This window comes from Pseudomonas sp. P110(2024), assembly GCF_057480795.1.
On the sequence record NZ_JBLIYT010000023.1, the window covers coordinates 1 to 18,586 of the forward strand.

The following is an 18,586-nucleotide window of genomic DNA, read 5'->3' on the forward strand; positions in this document are numbered from 1 at the left end:
GGATTTTGGGCAGGTCACGCAAGGGTTTCTTTTTGGTTGGCATACATGCACCTCTTACTCATGTTATGCCCGAACACAAAATTTCTGACACCCTCGAATGCGCATACAACTATCAAAACCACCCAACAACAAAAACAACAACAACAACAACAACAACAACAACAACAACAACAACAACAACAACAACAACAAGCACTCCCACACAGGCAGAAGCACCAGACTCACAATAAAGAACGGATAGGACCTAAAGCCCTACCCGCCCCAAGTCACCCATCAATCTCAAGCCTTACCAGCCAACCTCCCCACCAGCCCATCGACAAACGCCACGGCATTAATAACCCCCTCATGCCCATCAGCGATCACCGTCGAGCTAGCCAGCCCGTTGACCGAAGCCTGCGCCAGCAACCCCGCCTCCCCCATCCGCACCCGTTCCAAACTACGGCTCTCGCTGGCCCACCAGCAATCCACCCGGACCGCCAGCGGCCGCAGGCGAAACGCCTGGCTCAGTTCGACGTTGCGATCGAGCACAGCGAAACCATCGACGATCTCCCGCTGCAGATGCACATCCTCATGAATGGCCCGCAGCCGCTCGGCACTGACGCCCCCGGCAGCGGCCACCTGCTTGATGACCCATTCGGTCCGGTCGACCTCGGCCGGCAGACGCCCGGCCTCGTCGATGAAACCGACGATACGGGCTTCACCCACACCCGGAGCGAACGCCAGCAGCCCACGCAGCAGGCTCTCGTCCGCCCGCGCTACCTGCACCACCTCGACGGGCTCGGCCTCGAGGCCGGACACGTCCTTCGGTAGCAGGGTATCGACCAGGCCGACGAAGCCCACCTCCTGACCGGCCTGCTCCAGGGCATGAGCCACCTCCAGCGCCAGGGCGCCGCCCAGGGACCAGCCCAGCAGATGGTAAGGGCCGCTGGCCTGGGTGCGGCGGATCTGCTCGACGTAGTAGCCGACCATCGCCTCCCAGGACTCGTCCACCCAGCCCGGCACGGCATAGCACTTGTTGACCAGGCCATACACCGGACGCTCGTCGGCCAGGCGGCTGGCCAGCGGGTAGTAAGCGTAGGCACCGCCGCCGCCCGGCGGCAGGCAGAACAGCGCCGGACGCTGGCGTTGGCAACCGTTGAGGTTGATCACCGACGTTTTCAGGCGATCCTTGCCGCCGCCGATGAAATTCGCCAGTTCCTCGAAGCTCGCCATCAGCATGAACTCATGCAGGCTGATGTTGATGGCGAAAGCTTCACGTACCCTGTTCACCAGCGTGATCACCAACAAAGAGTGGCCGCCGAGCTCGAAGAAGTTGTCGTGCAGGCCAACCTGCTCGACCTTCAGCACCTCGCTCCAGATTGCGGCCAGTTGTTGCTCCAGCGCCGTACGCGGGGCCACGTAGCCCTGTTGCAGCTGGCTGGCATCCGGTTTCGGCAGGGCCTTGCGGTCCAGCTTGCCGTTGGCCGTCAGCGGCCACTGCTCCAGCACCAGGAAGTGGGTCGGGACCATGTAGTCCGGTAGGTTGGCTTTCAGATGCTGTTTCAGCGTGTCGCGCAGCGCTACGTGGTCTGCATTTTCGTCTTGGGCGATCAGGTAGGCCGCCAGTTGCTTGCCCCCTGCCCCGTCGATATCCAGCACCAGCACTTCGCGCACCGACGCATGCTCTTGCAGGCGCGCCTCGATCTCGCCCAGTTCGATACGGAAGCCTCGGATCTTCACCTGATGGTCGATCCGGCCCACGTACTCGATCACCTCCTGGCCGCGATATCGCGCCAGGTCGCCGGTGCGATACAGACGCCCACCTTCGCTGGAGAACGGGTCCGGCACGAAGCGTTCAGCAGTCAACGAGGCGCGGTTGTGGTAACCGCGTGCCAGCCCGGCATGACCGACGTGCAGCTCGCCCGTGCAACCCTTGGCCACCGGATTGAAATCGGCATCCAGTACATACATCGACAGGTCCGGAATCGCCGCACCGATCGGGCTGCCCGGCTGTTGCGTATCGGCGAAGCGGATCGGCCGGTAGGTCACATGGACCGTGGTCTCGGTGATGCCGTACATGTTGATCAGGTTGTCGCAGTCCTCGCCGAAGCGCTCGAACCACGGTTGCAGCGCGGCCACATCCAGGGCTTCGCCACCGAAGATCACATAGCGCAGTGCCAGATCATCAGCACTGTCACAGGCCACCCGCATCAGCGGCTTGAACGCCGATGGGGTCTGGTTGAGCACGGTGACACCCTGCTCCACCAGCAACTGGTGGAAGTCTTCCGGCGAACGGGTGTTTTCACGCGGCACGATCACCAGGCGACCACCGTGCAGCAGCGCGCCGAAAATCTCCCACACCGAGAAGTCGAACGCATAGGAGTGGAACAGCGTCCACACATCCTGCGGGCCGAAGCCGAACCAGGCATCGGTGGCCTTGAACAGACGCAGCAGGTTGTGGTGCGGCAGCAGCGTGCCTTTCGGCTTGCCGGTCGAGCCCGAGGTGTAGATCACGTAAGCCAGGTTGTCCGGCTGGGTCAGGTGCTCCGGGTTTTCATCACTGTAACCGGCCAGGTCATCTTCCAGCTTCAAGCTGCGAACCTGCGCCGGCACGGGCAGATCGGCCAGCAGATGACCTTGCGTCAGCAGCAGCAGAATGCCGCTGTCGTCCATCATGTTGCTCAGGCGGTCCTGCGGATATTCCGGATCCAGCGGCACATAGGCGCCCCCGGCCTTGAGGATCGCCAGCAGGCCGACAATCATCTCGAACCCGCGCTCCACGGCGATGCCCACCAGCACATCCGGCCCCACGCCCTGCTCGCGCAGCTTGTGCGCCAGGCGGTTGGCGCGGCGGTTGAGCTGGCCGTAGCTCAGCGATTGCCCGGCGAAGGTCACGGCGACCGCCTCAGGCGTACGTGCTGCCCGCGCCTCGATCAGCTCATGGGCACACGCCATGCTCGGATAGCTGGCAATCACCTGCTCCGGATCGGCGCTCAGGGCAATCTCGCCCAAGGCCCGTTGCGGCGCGTCCGCCAGCCCTTCCAGCAGCTCGACGAAGTGCGTCGCCAACTGCCCGACAGCCGATTCGGCGTAACGGGCGCGATCGAACTTGAAGCTGGCCGACAACCTGTCGCCCACCTGTGCCACCAGCGTCAGCGGATAGTTGGTCTGTTCCTGGCTGACCACCTCGCCGAACGCCAGCTCCTGGGGTGCACCGGCCTGCAAAGCCTCGGACACCGGGTAGTTCTCGAACACCAGGATAGTGTCGAACAGCGCCTCGCCGCTCCAGCCGGCCCAGCGCTGGATCTCGTACAGCGGCGTGTGCTCATGCTCGCGCAAGGCCAGGTTCAGTGCCTGGACCTGTTGCACCCACTCGTCAACACGCTGCTCGGAACGTGGGCTGGCAACCACCGGCAAGGTGTTGATGAACAGTCCCAGCTGCTCCTCGACGCCCGGCAGCTCGGTCGGGCGACCCGCCACGGTGGCACCGAAGGTCACGCTGGCCTGGCCGGTGTAGCGCTGCAACAGCAGCAGCCAGGCCGCCTGGACCAGGGTGTTGAGGGTGACCCGCTGCTCCCGGGCAAAATCGCCCAGGCGCTGGGTGCGCCGTGCATCGAGAGTAACCTCATGCTCGGCCTGCCCATGCCCCTGGGCGTCGGACCGCAAGGCCTGGGCCAGGCGCGTAGGCTCGTCCAACCCGGCCAGGCGCTCGCGCCAGAAGGTTTCACTGGCCTGCTGGTCCTGATGTTGCAGCCACTGGATATAGTCGCGGTAACGGCTGGTCTTGGCCGTTGGCACGACACCGGCGTAACGCTGCAGCACCTCGCCGAACAGCCGCGAGCTGCTCCAGCCATCCAGCAGGATATGGTGGTTGGTCAATACCAGCTGGTAGTGCTGCTCGCCGGTACGGATCACCGCCAGGCGCAGCAGCGGACCGCTGGCCAGGTCGAAGCCGGCGCGCAGGTCGGCCTCGGCCCAGGCCTGCAACGCGGTCGGCAGGTCGGCCTGAGCGCGCCAGTCCAGTTCCACCAGCGGCAGGCGCACCTCGCGCAGGACAACCTGCAGCGACTGGTCGTAACCGCTGACGAAGCTGCTGCGCAGCACCTCGTGGCTGTCCAGGGTGGCCTGCCAGGCCGCGACGAAGCGTGGCACATCCAGGCCCTGCACCTCGGCCCGCAGCTGGTTGATGTAGTTGCCCGCCGCCTGCTCGTAGAGGCTGTGGAACAGCATGCCCTGCTGCATCGGCGACAGCGGGTAGATGTCCTCGATATTGCCCGCCGCCACCGGCAACGCCGCCAGCTGGCGCTGGTCGAGGCTGGCCAGCGGGAAGTCCGACGGCGTCACGCCCGCCACGCCCGGGGTGGTGCAGTGGGCGATCAGCTGGCGCAGTTCCTCGGCGTACTCGTCGGCCAGGCGCTGGATCTGCCCACGCTCGAACATCGCGCTGCTGAAGCTCCAGTCCAGGGCCAGTTCACCGGCGTAGACCTGGCCATCGATGCTGAGCAGGCTGCCCAGCGGCGCCTCCGGGCTCTGCCCCTGTCCCGCGCCTTCCGGTGCCGGGACGAACAGGCCCTGCTCGCTGTCGAAGCTGCCATCGAACTGCCCCAGGTAGTTGAATACGATGCTGCCCTGGGCCAGGGCGCCGAGGGCCTGGCGGGCCTGCTCGTCGCCCAGGTAGCGCAGCACGCCGTAGCCGATGCCCTTGGCCGGCACGGCGCGCAGCTGTTCCTTGACCGCCATGATCGATGCGCCCAGGTCGCTTGCCGGGGTCAGTTTCAATGGATACAGGCTGCTGAACCAACCGACCGTGCGGGTGATGTCGAGGTCGTCGAACAGGTCTTCGCGGCCGTGGCCTTCCAGGCGAATCAGCGCGTGCACCTCGCCGGTCCAGCGGCGGATGACCCGGGCCAGCGCCGTCAGCAGCAGGTCGTTGACCTGGGTGCGGTAGGCGGCCGGCGCCTCCTGCAGCAGTTGCCGGGTCAGCTCGGCGTTCAGCTGGGTGCGCACCGAGATCTCATGTTTACGCTGCTGACCGCCCTCTGGGTTCGCCCCGGGCAGGATGTCGCTGACACCCTGCAACTGCGCCTGCCAGTAAGCCAGCTCGGCCGCCAGCGCGGGGCTGCGGGCATGCTCGCGCAGGTGCTCGGCCCAGGCCTTGAGCGAACTGCTCTTGGCTGGCAGCACCGGCGTCTTGCCGGCCAACAGGGCCTGGCAGGCCGCCTGCAGGTCTTCGAGCAGGACGCGCCAGGACACGCCGTCGACCACCAGGTGATGGATCACCACCAGCAGGCGCTGCTGGCCTTCGGGCAGGTCGATCAGCACCACCCGCAGCAACGGGCCATGCTTCAGGTCCAGGCTGCGCTGGGCCTCGTCGGCCAGCTCCGGCAGGCGCGCGGCGTCGTCCAGCTGATGCACCCACAGCAACTGCTGCGCATCGACCGGCGCGAATTGCCCATGCCACTGCCCCTGCTCTTCGCTGAACCGCAGGCGCAGGGCATCGTGCTGCTCCACCAGCAGCTTGAGCGCCGCCTGCAGCAACGCCACGGTCAACGGCTGGCGTGGGCTCAGCATCACCGCCTGGTTCCAGTGGTGACGCTGGGGAATCGCAGTATCGAAGAAGCGCGCCTGGATCGGCAGCAACGCCAACGAGCCACTCACCAGCTCGACCACTTCGGCTGCCGGCTTCTTCTCGATCAGCTTGGCCACCGCCGCCAGTTGGCCGATGGTCTGCTTCTCGAACAGCTGCTTGGGGCTCAGCTTGATGCCCTGGCGCTTGGCCCGGGCGATGATCTGCAGGCTGAGGATGGAATCGCCGCCCAGCTCGAAGAAGTTGTCGGTGCTGCCCACCTGCTCGCGCTTGAGCACTTCGCACCAGATCGCGGCAAGTTTCTCCTCGATTTCGCCCACCGGCGCGGTGTAGCGCTGCCTGGCCACGCCCGGCTTGGGCAGGGCCTTTTTGTCCAGCTTGCCGTTGGCGGTCAGAGGCAGGCGCTCGAGCAGCAGCACCTGTGCCGGTACCAGGTACTCCGGCAGGCGCGCCTGCAAGGCCTGGCGCAGCGCCTCGGCCTGCAACTCGACGCCCGCCGCCGGCACGGCCCAGGCCACCAGTTGCAGACGCGACGGATCGCTGTCCAGGGGCAGCGCCAGCACCACGGCTTCGCCGACCCCAGGCAGGCCTTGCAGCACCTGGCCAACTTCGCCCGGCTCGACCCGGTAGCCGCGAATCTTCACCTGGTCGTCGCCGCGCCCCAGGTATTCCAGCACGCCCTGGTCCAGGCGCGCGCGGTCACCGGCACGGTACAGCCGCTCGCCGTTCTGGCCAAAGGGGTCGGGGACGAAACGCTCGGCGGTCAGCCCCGGCTGGCCGACATAGCCCTGGGCCAGGCCCTGGCCACCCAGGTACAAATCGCCTGCCACCCGCTCGGGCAGCGGATTGAGGTAGGCATCCAGCACCCGCGCCTGACCGTTGTCCAGCGGCCGGCCCACCGGCACGCTGCGCCAGCCGGGCAGGCGTTCGCCGACTTCGTGGGTGAGGATGCCCACGGTGGTCTCGGTCGGACCGTAGTGGTTGATGATCCGGCAGCCGGGCTTCAGACGCCGGACCTGCTCGATCAGGGCCCAGGAGCTGGCCTCGCCGCCAAGGATCAGCAGCTGCTCGGGCAACACCCGCTCAGGCTGCGCGGCCTGCAGCAGCCCCTGCAGATGGCTGGGCACGATCTTCAGCACATCGACCCGGTGCTCGGCCATGTAGCTGGCAAAACCGTCCGGATCGAAGCCCTGGTCGTGGCCCAGCAGGTGCAGCAGCCGGCCCGAGGCCAGCGCGCCGAACAGCACGGTGTGGCCCAGGTCCGCGGCCACGGTGGAGACCATCGCCAGGCTGGCGCCGGGTTGCAGGTCGAGGCGTTGCAGCACGCCCTGCAGGTAGTTGGCCAGTGCGCCGTGGCTGATCACCACGCCCTTGGGCTGCCCGGTGGAACCCGAGGTGTAGATGATGTAGGCCGCTTGCTGCGGATCGATGTGTACCGCCGGTGGCTGGTCGCTGCGGTCGCCGTGCTGCGCTGCGTCAAAAGCCAGCGCCGGGCACACGCCCAGCCCCGCCGCCTGGGCGTCGCCCAAGGCGTGCACCAGCAGGCGCGCGTCGCTGGCCTGCAGCAGCTGCTGCAGGCGTTCGGCGGGCTGGCGGCTGTCCAGCGGCAGGTACACCGCGCCCAGTTTGAGCACGGCCAGCAGGCTGGTCACCCATTCGATGGAGCGCTCCTGGCACAGCGCCACGGTCATGCCCGGGGCGATACCCTGTGCCTGCAGATAGTGAGCGAAGCGGTTGGCTTGCTGCTCCAGCTCCGCGTAGCTGACCATACGATCACCCGCGCGCAGCGCCGGCTGCTCGGCACCGGTGTTCAGGCCCTGGCGCCACAGGGCGAGGAAGTCCGCCTGCGGCCAGCTGTGGGTGCTGGCCTCGACCTGCGCGGCCTGGGCATCGGGGTGTTCGCACAGCACCGCCTCGGGGTGCTCGACGAGCGTGCGCAGCACCGCCTGGAACGAAGCGGCCAGGCGCTCGATGGTCGCGGCCTCGAACAGGTCCGTGCTGTAGTTGAAGTAGCCTTGCAGGCCCTCGGGGGTCTCGGTGAAGTCGTAGGCCAGGTCGAAACGGGCATCGTTGCCTTCGACCGGGAAACCGCTGACGCTCAGCTCGCCCAGTGTCTGCCGGGCTTGGGCGCCTGCCTTGGTGTCGGCCATATTCTGGTTGATCTTCACCTGGAACAGCGGGTTGTGCCCCAGGTTGCGCTCCGGCGCAAGGGCATCCACCAGGTGCTCGAACGGCAGTTCCTGGTGCGACTGCGCGCCGCTGACCACCTGCTTCACCTGCTCCAGCAGGGCCGCGCCGCTCTGGCGCTCGTCCACCTGCACCCGCAGCACCTGGGTGTTGATGAAGAAGCCGATCAGGCCTTCGACTTCCTTGCGGTTGCGCCCGGCATTGGGCGCGCCGATGCGGATGTCGGCCTGGCCGCTGTAGCGCGCCAGGGTCACGGCCAGGGCCGCGAGGGTCAGCATGAACACGGTCTGGCCCTGGCTGCGCGCCTGGGCCTTGAGCTTGGCCGACAGCGCCGCCGGCACATCGCTGCGCAGGGTCGCGCCGCGGTAGCTGGGGTGCGCCGGACGCTCATGATCCAACGGCAGTTCCAGCACCGGGTGCTCGTCCCCCAGTTGCTGCTTCCAGTACTGCAACTGGCGCTCGCCCTCGCCGGCCTCGAGCCAGGCGCGCTGCCAGATCGCATAGTCGGCGTACTGCACCTCGAGCGGTGGCAGGTCGGCGGCGCGGCCCTGGGACAGCGCTTCGTACAGGTGCACGAACTCCTGCACCATCAGCTCGCCCGACCAGCCGTCGGAGACGATATGGTGCATGCACACCGTCAGCACATGTTCGGTGGGCGCCAGGCGCAGCAACCGGACCCGCAGCAGCGGCCCGTCGAGCAGGTCGAAAGGCGCATCCAGTGCCTCACGCACCTCGGTGCGCAGGCACTGTTCGATATCCTCGCCCGGCCCGGCCTGTACCTCGCGTACTTCCAGGCTCACGCCGGACTGCTCAAGGACCTGCTGGTGAAACTCACCCTCCTCGGAGACGAAACGCGTGCGCAGGCTTTCGTGACGCCGCACCAGCGCGTCCAGGGCCTCGGCCAGGGCCTGCTGGTTCATCGAACCGCTCAGGCGCACCGCCATCGGCACGTTGTAGAAGCTGCTCTGCGGCTCCAGCTGCCAGAGGAACAGCATGCGCTGCTGGGCATAGGACAGCGGGATGCGCGGGCTGTCGTGGCGGGTGACGGCGATCGGCAACAGGCGGAAGCTCTGCCCGGTCTCGCGCATCTTGTCGAGGATCTGCCGACGCTGCTCCAGGGCAAGGCCGACAAAGCGCTTGGCGATACGTTCTGCTGTGCTCTTGTCCATCTCAGACGCCCGCCATTTCATTCATCATTCTTTCGATATCGGACAAGCCGTCCTCGCTCAACGACAGGCCGGTGGAGGCACAAGCCTGGGCAAAATCATTCAATTGCGGTTTCTCGAATAGCAGGCGCAGCGGGATGTCGATCCCCAGGCCCGAGTTGATCTTGGAAATCAGCTGGGCCGCCAGCAGCGAGTGCCCGCCCAGCTCGAAGAAGTCGTCATTCAGGCCCACCCGCTCGACCTCCAGCACCTCGGCCCAGAGCGCCGCCAGCTGTTGCTCCAGCTCGCTGACCGGGGCCACGTAGGCCGACTGCGCCTGGCGGGTATCGGGGGCCGGCAGCGCCTTGCGGTCGAGCTTGCCGTTGGGCAACAGCGGCATGCGCTCGAGCAGCACCAGGTACATCGGCACCATGTAGTCCGGCAGGCTGGCGCCCAGGTGCGCCTTCAGTTCGGCGCGCAGGCTGCCTTCCTCCTCGGGCATCGCGTTGGGCACCAGGTAAGCGGCCAGCTGCTTGCCGATCGGGCCGTCGATATCGACCACCAGCACCTCGCGCACCGCCGGATGCTCGCGCAGGCGCGCCTCGATCTCGCCCAGCTCGATACGGAAACCGCGGATCTTCACCTGGTGATCGATGCGCCCGGCGTACTCGACCAGCCCCTGTTCGCGATAGCGCGCCAAGTCGCCGGTGCGGTACAGGCGGGCACCCGGCGTAGTGGCGAACGGATCGGGGATGAAACGCTCGGCGGTCAGCCCCGGGCGGTTGTGGTAACCGCGGGCCAGCAGCTCGCCACCCACCAGCAGCTCGCCGATGGCCCCTGGCAGGGCCAGGTCGCCGTCGGCATCCACCAGGTGGATCGAACGCCCGGCCAGGGCCTTGCCGATCGGGACCTGCACCGGCAGGGGCTGCTCGCCGGTGACATAAGCACTGCAGTCATGGCTCATGACGCTGACGGTAGCCTCGGTCGGCCCGTAGGTGTTGAGCAGGCGCACATGGCCGAGCCCGGCCTGTTGCCAGGCCAGCACGCCGTCGGCGGCCATGGCCTCGCCGCCCATGTGCACCTGGCGCAGCACGCCATAGTCGCGCGGGCCCTTGGCCGCGAAGTCCTTGGCCAGCAGGTACCAGTAGGCGGTCGGCAGGTCGGCGAAGGTGATGCCTTGGCTCAGCACTTCGCGGTAGAAGGTCTCGCTGTCCCACAGTGTCGGGCCGCGCACCACCACGCTGGCGCCGCAGATCAGCGCCGGGTACAGCTGCTCGACGAAGGCGTCGAAGTTAAAGGTGGAGAACTGCAGCACCCGGTCGGCCGCCGACAGCCCGCAGAAGCCCTTGGCGACATGGGCGTGCCGGCTCAGGGCGGCAGCGCTGATGCCCACGCCCTTGGGACGGCCGGTGGAACCGGAGGTGTACATGATGTACGCCAGGTTGTCGGGGTCGCCCAGCTCGGGCAATGCATGGCTCGGCCAGGCGTCAAGGGCCTCGCTGTCCAGGCACAGGCTGCGCACGTGCGGCGCCACGGCCAGGTCCTGCAGCTGCGCGCTGTGGCCGAGCAGCAGGACGATGCCGCTGTCCTCCATCATGTAGGCCAGGCGCTCGTGCGGGTAGTCGGGGTCCAGTGGCACATAAGTGCCGCCGGCCTTGAGCACCGCCAGCAGGCCGACCACCATGTCCAGGCTGCGCGGCAGGGCGATGCCCACGCGAACATCCGGGCCGATGCCTTCCTGGCGCAGGCGGTGGGCCAGCTGGTTGGCGCGCTGGTCCAGGGCCTGGTAGGTGAGCTGCTGCCCTTCGCAGATCAGCGCCGTGGCCTGCGGCGTGCGCGCGGCCTGGTCGGCAATCAGCTGCTGCACGGTGCGCTGGTCGGGGTAGACGGCCTCGTGCCGGCTCCATTGCTCAAGGAGGGTCTGGCGCTGCGCCGCATCCAGCAGCGGCAGTTCGACGATGCGCTGGGCCGGCTGGGTGCTGACCGCCTGCAACAGGTTCAGCCAGTGCCCGGCCATGCGCTCGATGCTGGCGTGCTCGAACAGGTCGCTGACGTAGGTCAGGGTCGCGCCCAGGCCGTCCTCGCTCTCAAAGGTGTCCAGGGCCAGGTCGAGATGCGCCGTGGGATTGTCCCAGGCCAGGCCGGCGATGCTCAGCCCCGGCAGCTCGCGGACATTCTCCGCACGGTAGGCCTGGTGGTTGAACATCACCTGGAACAGCGGGTTGTGGCTGAGGCTGCGCTCCGGTTGCAGCGCCTCGACCAGTTGCTCGAACGGCAGGTCCTGGTGGGCCTGGGCCTGCAGGGCGGTGTGCTTGACCTGCTGCAGCAGCTCGCTGAAGGTGGTCTGCAGGTCGAACTCGGCCTTGAGCACCTGGGTGTTGACGAAGAAGCCGATCAGCCCTTCGGTCTCGGCCCGGGTGCGATTGGCGATCGGCACGCCGACGCGGATATCGGCCTGGCCGGTCTGGCGGTGCAACAAGCTCTGGAACGAAGCCAGCAGCAGCATGAACAAGGTCACCCCTTGCTCGCGCGCCTGCGCCTTGAGCGCCTGGGCCAGGGCCGCCGGGACCTCGAGGGTCAGGCTGCGTCCGGCATGGCTCTGCACGGTGGGACGCGGGTGATCGGTGGGCAGTTGCAGCACATAGTGCTCGCCACCCAGCTGCGCCAGCCAGTAGTCCAGCTGGCGGGCCTGCTCGCCGGCCTCCATCCACTGGCGCTGCCAGGCGGCGTAGTCGGCGTACTGCACGGCCAGGGCAGGCAGCTCGGGTTGCTGGCCCTGGCTCAAGGCCAGGTAGGCGTCGACCACTTCGTCGACCATGATCGGCATCGACCAGCCATCGGCGACGATGTGGTGCAGGGTCAGCACCAGCACGTGATCGTCCTCGGCCAGGCGTAGCAGGCGTACCCGCAGCAGCGGCCCCTGGCTCAGGTCGAACGGGCGCTGCACTTCGCGGGCCACGCGCTCGCGAACCGCCTCGGCGCGGGTGTCCTGGAGCGACTCCATGACCAGGGTGAAGGTGCTCGCCGGGTGAATGCGCTGCAGCGCTTGTCCGCCCTCCTGGTGGAAGGTGGTACGCAGGCTTTCGTGACGGGCCACCAGGGCCTCGAACGCCTGGCGCAGCGCTTCCAGGTTAAGCCGGCCTTTGAGTTGCAGGGCGGCGGGGATGTGATAGGCGGCGCTGCCCGGCTCCAGTTGCCAGAGGAACCACTGGCGCTGCTGGGCATAGGACAGCGCCAGCGGCTGGCCGCGGTCCACCGGCAGCAACGCCGGAGCCAGGCTGGTACTGCCTTGTGCGGCGAGCGCGGCGAAGCCTTGCAGGTCGGGGCACTCGAACAGACTGCGCAACGCCAGCTCCAGGCCCAGCCCCTGGCGCACCCGGGCAATCACCTGGGTCGCCAGCAGCGAGTGGCCGCCGAGCTCGAAGAAGTTGTCGTGCAGGCCGACCTGTTCGACCTTGAGCACCTCGGCCCAGATCGCGGCCAGGCGTTGCTCCAGCTCGCTGCGCGGCGCCACGTAGTCCGCTTGCGCCTGGCTGGCGTCAGGCTTGGGCAAGGCCTTGCGGTCGAGCTTGCCGTTCGGCGTCTGCGGCATCGCCTCGAGGAACACCAGGTGCGCGGGCACCATGTACTCCGGCAGGCCGGCCTTCAGGTGACGCAACAGGTCGGCACGCAGATCGTCACCGGCCTGCGCGCTCGGCACCAGGTAGGCCGCCAGTTGCTTGCCGCCCGCGCCGTCGATGTCGATCACCAGCGCCTCGCGCACCCCCGGGTGCTCGCGCAGGCGGGCATCGATCTCGCCCAGCTCGATACGGAAACCGCGGATCTTCACCTGCTGGTCGACCCGGCCGACGAACTCGATGACGCCATCGGCGCGCAAGCGCGCCAGGTCGCCGGTGCGGTACAGGCGCCCACCGGCACTGGCGCCGAACGGGTCGGGAATGAAGCGCTCGGCGCTCTGGCCCGGGCGGTTGTGGTAACCCCGGGCCAGCAGCTCGCCGCCCACCAGCAGCTCGCCGATCGAACCCGGCAAGGCCAGGTTGCCGGCCGCATCGACCAGGTAGACACTGCGTCCGGGCAGGGCCTGGCCGATCGGGATCTGGCCGGGCAAGGCGGCCTGGCCAGTGACATAGTCGCTGCAGTCATGGCTGGTGATGCACACCGTGGCCTCGGTCGGGCCGTAGGTGTTGACCAGCCGCACACCGGCCAGCCCCGCGGCGCGCCAGGCCAGTACGCCATCGGCGGCCATGGCTTCGCCGCCCATGTGCACGCGGCGCAGCTGACCGTAATCCCGCGGCCCATGGGCGGCGAAGTCCTTGGCCAGCATGTGCCAGTAGGCGGTCGGCAGATCGCTGAAGGTCACGCCCTGCTCCAGCACCTGGCGGTACCAGGTCTCGCTGTCCCACAGCGCCTGGCCGCGCAGCACCACGCGGGCGCCGCAGACCAGCGCCGGGTACAGCTGCTCGACGAAGGCGTCGAAGTTGAAGGTGGAGAACTGCAGCGCCCGGTCCGCCGCCGTCAGCCCGAAGCGGCCGACGAAGCCCAGCACGTGCCCGCGCAGGGCCGCGGCGCTGATGCCAACGCCCTTGGGGCGGCCAGTGGAGCCGGAGGTGTACATGATGTACGCCAGGTTGTCCGCCTGGGTCAGGTTGGCCAGGTCGTCCTCGACGCAGCCTTGCAGCCAGTCGTCACCCTGGTCCAGGCACAGGTTGCGGACCTCTGGGGCAACGTTCAGGCGCGCCAGCACGCCCGACTGGGTCAGCAGCAGGCGCAGGCCGCTGTCCTGGATCATGTAGGCCAGGCGGTCGTGGGGGTAGTCGGGGTCCAGCGGCACATAGGCGCCGCCGGCCTTGAGCACCGCCAGCACGCTGACCACCATGTCCAGGCCGCGCTCGATGGCGATGCCGACCGGTACGTCCGGGCCGACACCGAGGGCGCGCAGCTTGTGGGCAATGCGGTTGGCGCGGCGGTTCAACGCCTGGTAGGTCAGTTGCTCGCCCTCGCAGACCAGCGCCACGGCTTGCGGGGCCTGGGCGGCCTGCGCCTCGAACAGCTGATGCACACAAGGAGCGGCGCTGAAGTCGGCAAGTTTTTCGGACTTGCTCGCCAGCTGCCGCTGTTGCTCGAAGTCCAGCAGCGCCAGGTCGCTGATCGCCTGCTGCGGCTGCCGGGCGATGGCGCGCAGCAGGACCAGCCAGTAGCCGGCCAGGCGCTCGACGGTGGCGCGCTCGAACAGCTCGCTGACATAGGTCAGGCTTGCGCCCAGGCCGTCGTCGCTCTCGAAGGTGTCCAGGCTCAGGTCCAGCTGAGCGGTGTGGTTGTCCCAGGCCAGCCCTTCCACGGTCAACCCCGGCAGTTGACGGGCATCGCCTGCGCGGTAGGTCTGGTGGTTGAACATCACCTGGAACAACGGGCTGTGGCTCAGGCTGCGCTCGGGCTGCAGCGCCTCGACCAGTTGCTCGAAGGGCAGGTCCTGGTGGGCCTGGGCCTGCAGGGCGGTGTGCTTGACCTGCTGCAGCAGCTCGCCGAAGGTGGTGCGCAGGTCGAACTCGGCCTTGAGTACCTGGGTGTTGACGAAGAAGCCGATCAGGCCTTCGGTTTCGGCGCGGGTGCGGTTGGCAATCGGCACGCCGACGCGGATATCGGTTTGCCCGGACACGCGATGCAGCAGGCTCTGGAACGAGGCCAGCAGCAGCATGAACAGGGTCACGCCCTGTTCGCGCGCCGTAGTCTTCAGGGCCTCGGCCAACTCGCGCTCGAGGGTGATGTCCAGGCGCTCGCCGACATGGCTCTGCAGCAGCGGACGCGGACGGTCGAGCGGCAGTTCCAGCACTGGCTGCTCGTCGCCCAGCTGTCCGCGCCAGTAGTCCAGCTGGCGGGTCTGCTCGCCAGCGGCCATCCACTGGCGCTGCCAGGCGGCGTAGTCGGCGTACTGGAACGCCAGGGCCGGCAGTGGCGCGGCAGCGCCCTGACAGTAGCCGGCATACAGGCGCACCACCTCGTCGACCATGATTGGCATCGACCAGCCGTCGGCGACGATATGGTGCAGGGTCAGCACCAGCACATGGTCGTCTTCGGCCAGGCGCAGCAGGCGGGCACGCAGCAGCGGGCCGTTTTCCAGGTGGAATGGCTGGCGGGCTTCTTCGGCCACCCGCGCTTGCAAGTCGTCAGCGCTGACCGCATCAACAGCCAGGTCGAAGTCGCTGGCCGGGTGGATGCGCTGCCAGGTCTGCTCGCCTTCCTGATGGAAGGTGGTGCGCAGGGTTTCATGACGGGCGATCAGCGCGGCGAAGCTGCTGCGCAGGGCCTCGATGTTCAGCTCGCCCTTCAGGCGCAGGGCCGAAGGGATGTTGTAGGCGGCGCTTTCAGGCTCCAGCTGCCAGAGGAACCATTGGCGTTGCTGGGCGTAGGACAGCGGCAGCGGTTGGCTGCGGTCCACGGCAGTGAATGCCGGCGCCTGGCTGGCCGAGCCTTGGCCGGCAGCCTGGGCGAAGGCCAGAAGGTCGGCGGACTCGAACAGGCTGCGCAGCGGGACTTCCAGGTCCAGGCGCTGGCGGATGCGCGAGGTCACCTGGGTGGCCAGCAGCGAATGACCGCCGAGCTCGAAGAAGTTGTCGTGCAAGCCAACCTGCTCGACTTTCAGCACTTCGCTCCAGATCGCGGCCAGTTGTTGCTCCAGTTGCGTACGTGGCGCTACATAGCCTTGTTGTAGCTGGCTGGCGTCGGGCTTCGGCAGGGCCTTGCGGTCCAGCTTGCCGTTGGCCGTCAGCGGCCACTGCTCCAGCACCAGGAAGTGGGTCGGGACCATGTAGTCTGGCAGGTTGGCTTTCAGGTGCTGTTTCAGCGTGTCGCGCAGGGCGGCGTGGTCGGTGGATGGGTCTTGAGCGATCAGGTAGGCCGCCAGTTGCTTGCCCCCTGCCCCGTCGATATCCAGCACCAGCACTTCGCGCACGGCAGCGTGCTCTTGCAGGCGCGCCTCGATCTCACCCAGTTCGATACGGAAGCCTCGGATCTTCACCTGGTGGTCGATCCGACCTACGTACTCGATCACCTCCTGGCCGCGATAACGCGCCAGGTCGCCGGTGCGGTACAGGCGCCCGCCTTCGCTGGAGAACGGATCCGGCACAAAGCGTTCGGCGGTCAGCGAAGCACGGTTGTGGTAACCGCGCGCCAGGCCGGCGTGACCGACGTGCAGCTCGCCCGTGCAGCCCTTGGCCACCGGGTTGAAATCGGCATCCAGTACATACATCGACAGGTCCGGGATCGCCGCACCGATCGGGCTGCCCGGCTGTTGCGTATCGGCAAAGCGGATCGGCCGGTAGGTCACATGGACCGTGGTCTCGGTGATGCCGTACATGTTGATCAGGTTGTCGCAGTCCTCGCCGAAACGCTCGAACCACGGTTGCAGTGCCGCAACGTCCAAGGCCTCGCCACCGAAGATCACGTAGCGCAGTGCCAGATCATCAGCGCTGTCACAAGCCACCCGCATCAGCGGCTTGAACGCCGATGGGGTCTGGTTCAGTACGGTCACGCCCTGCTCCACCAGCAGTTGGTGGAAGTCTTCCGGCGAACGGGTCACCTCACGCGGCACGATCACCAGGCGACCGCCGTGCAGCAGCGCGCCGAAAATCTCCCACACCGAGAAGTCGAACGCGTACGAGTGGAACAGCGTCCACACATCCTGCGGGCCGAAGCCGAACCAGGCGTCGGTCGCCTTGAACAGGCGCAGCAGATTGTGATGCGGCAGCAAGGTACCTTTCGGCTTGCCGGTCGAGCCCGAGGTGTAGATCACATAGGCCAGGTTGTCCGGCTGGGTCAGGTGATCAGGGTTCTGATCACTGTAACCGGCCAGGTCGTCTTCCAGCTTCAGGCTGCGAACCTGCGCCGGTACGGGCAGATCGGCCAGCAGATGCCCTTGAGCCAGCAGCAGTTGAATGCCGCTGTCTTCCATCATGTAGCTGAGCCGATCCTGCGGGTACTCCGGATCCAGCGGCACATAGGTGCCACCGGCCTTGAGGATCGCCAGCAGGCCGACGATCATCTCGAACCCCCGCTCCACCGCGATGCCCACCAGCACGTCCGGCCCCACGCCCTGCTCGCGCAGCTTGTGGGCCAGACGGTTGGCGCGGCGGTTGAGCTGGTCATAGCTCAACGCCTGCCCGGCGAAAGTCACGGCAATCGCCTCAGGCGTACGCGCCGCCTGCGCCTCGATCAGCTCATGGGCGCACAGCGTGCTTGGGTAGCGCTCCACTTCGGCTTTCCACTCGCCTTGCTCAGCCATGTCGAGCAACGGCAATTGCGCCACACGCTGCGCGTGGTCCTGGCAGATGCCCTGCAACAGGTTGCGCCAATGCCGGCCGATGCGCTCGACCGTGGCCGGGTCGAATAGCGAGGTGGCGTAGGTCAGTGCCGCGATCAGCCCGCCGTCGTGTTCGGCGGTGTTGAGGATCAGGTCGAACTGGGTGGTCTGCCCTTCCCAGCTCAAGCCCTCGACCTGCAGCTCACCCAGCTGACGGGCCATGCCCGGGCTTTCGGCCTGGTGGTTGAACAGCACCTGGAACAGCGGGTTGTGGCTCATGCTGCGCTCGGGCTGCAGCGCCTCGACCAGCTGTTCGAACGGTAGGTCCTGGTGCGCCTGGGCCTGCAGCGCGGCCTCGCGGACCTGCTGCAGCAACGCGGTGAAGGTGATCTGCGGCGCGAACTCGGCCTTGAGCACCTGGGTATTGACGAAGAAGCCGATCAGCCCCTGGGTTTCGGCACGGGCACGGTTGGCCACCGGTACGCCGACACGGATATCGGCCTGCCCGCTGTAGCGGTGCAGCAGCGTCTGGAACGACGCCAGCAACAGCATGAACAGGGTCACTCCCTGCTGGCGGGCCAAGGCCTTGAGTGCCTGCGCCAGGGAGGCATCGATATCGATGGCCAGGCGCGCGCCGTGGAAGTTCTGCACCGACGGCCGCGGACGGTCGACGGGCAGCTCCAGCAGCGGTTGCTCGCCGGCCAGTTGCTGGCGCCAGTAGCCGAGCTGGCGTTCCTGCTCGCCGGCTTCCATCCAGTCACGCTGCCACACCGCGTAGTCGGCGTACTGGATCGGCAGCTCGGCCAGGGTCACTGGCGAGCCCTGGCGCAAGCCTTGGTAAAGACGGATCAGCTCGTCCACCAAAATTGGCGTGGACCAGCCATCGGAGACGATATGGTGCACGGTGAGGATCAGCACATGCTCTTCAGGCCCCAGCACCAGCAGCCTGACTCGCAGCAGCGGGCCCTGTTGCAGGTCGAAGGGTTGTTGCACCTCGGCCTCCACCCGCGCGCGGATGGCCGCTTCCAGGCTGGCCGGATCGGCAACCGCCAACGGCTCCACCGCCAATGCCAGCGGCATCGACGGATGGACGATCTGCACCGCGCCGTCACCCTCCTGGCGGAAGGTCGTGCGCAGGGTCTCGTGGCGCGCCACCAGGCTGTCGAAGCTGCGCTGCAATGCTTCGATGTCCAGCGCGCCCTTGAGCCGCAGCGCCGCCGGAATGTTATAGGCGGCGCTGTGCGGATCGAGCTGCCAGAGGAACCACTGGCGCTGCTGTGCGTATGAAAGCGCTGCCCCGTCCGCAGATTCCCTTCTGAAGATCGGGGTGACCCCGTAGAGGTTGACACCCTGGCGCTTGAGCAAGGCTGCCAATGCCTTGCGCTCCCTGGT

General features: G+C 67.3%; 2 protein-coding genes and 1 pseudogene. 1 reads left to right on the top strand and 2 read right to left on the bottom strand.

The features are described from left to right. Positions 1 to 230 (top strand): hypothetical protein (locus AC25ND_RS25495; protein ID WP_486976659.1); only part of this gene is annotated, 230 nt, incomplete at its 5' end. Positions 231 to 279: 49 nt separating this feature from the next. Here AC25ND_RS25495 and AC25ND_RS25500 read toward each other — a convergent pair. Together AC25ND_RS25500 and AC25ND_RS25505 are read right to left on the bottom strand one after the other, a co-directional pair. After that, on the bottom strand, positions 280 to 8,922 hold the full coding sequence (locus AC25ND_RS25500; protein WP_486976660.1) for an amino acid adenylation domain-containing protein: 8,643 nt from the start codon (positions 8,920 to 8,922) through the stop codon (positions 280 to 282). A 1-nt stretch (position 8,923) separates the two neighbouring features. Beyond that, a pseudogene (locus AC25ND_RS25505) lies at positions 8,924 to 18,484 on the bottom strand (amino acid adenylation domain-containing protein); the annotation flags it as partial. Positions 18,485 to 18,586 lie beyond the last annotated feature (102 nt).

What these genes read in the sequence shown, in the direction of transcription:
- AC25ND_RS25500 (WP_486976660.1), bottom strand. Translation starts at nt 8,922, where the DNA reads ATGGACAAGAGCACAGCAGAACGTATCGCCAAGCGCTTTGTCGGCCTT.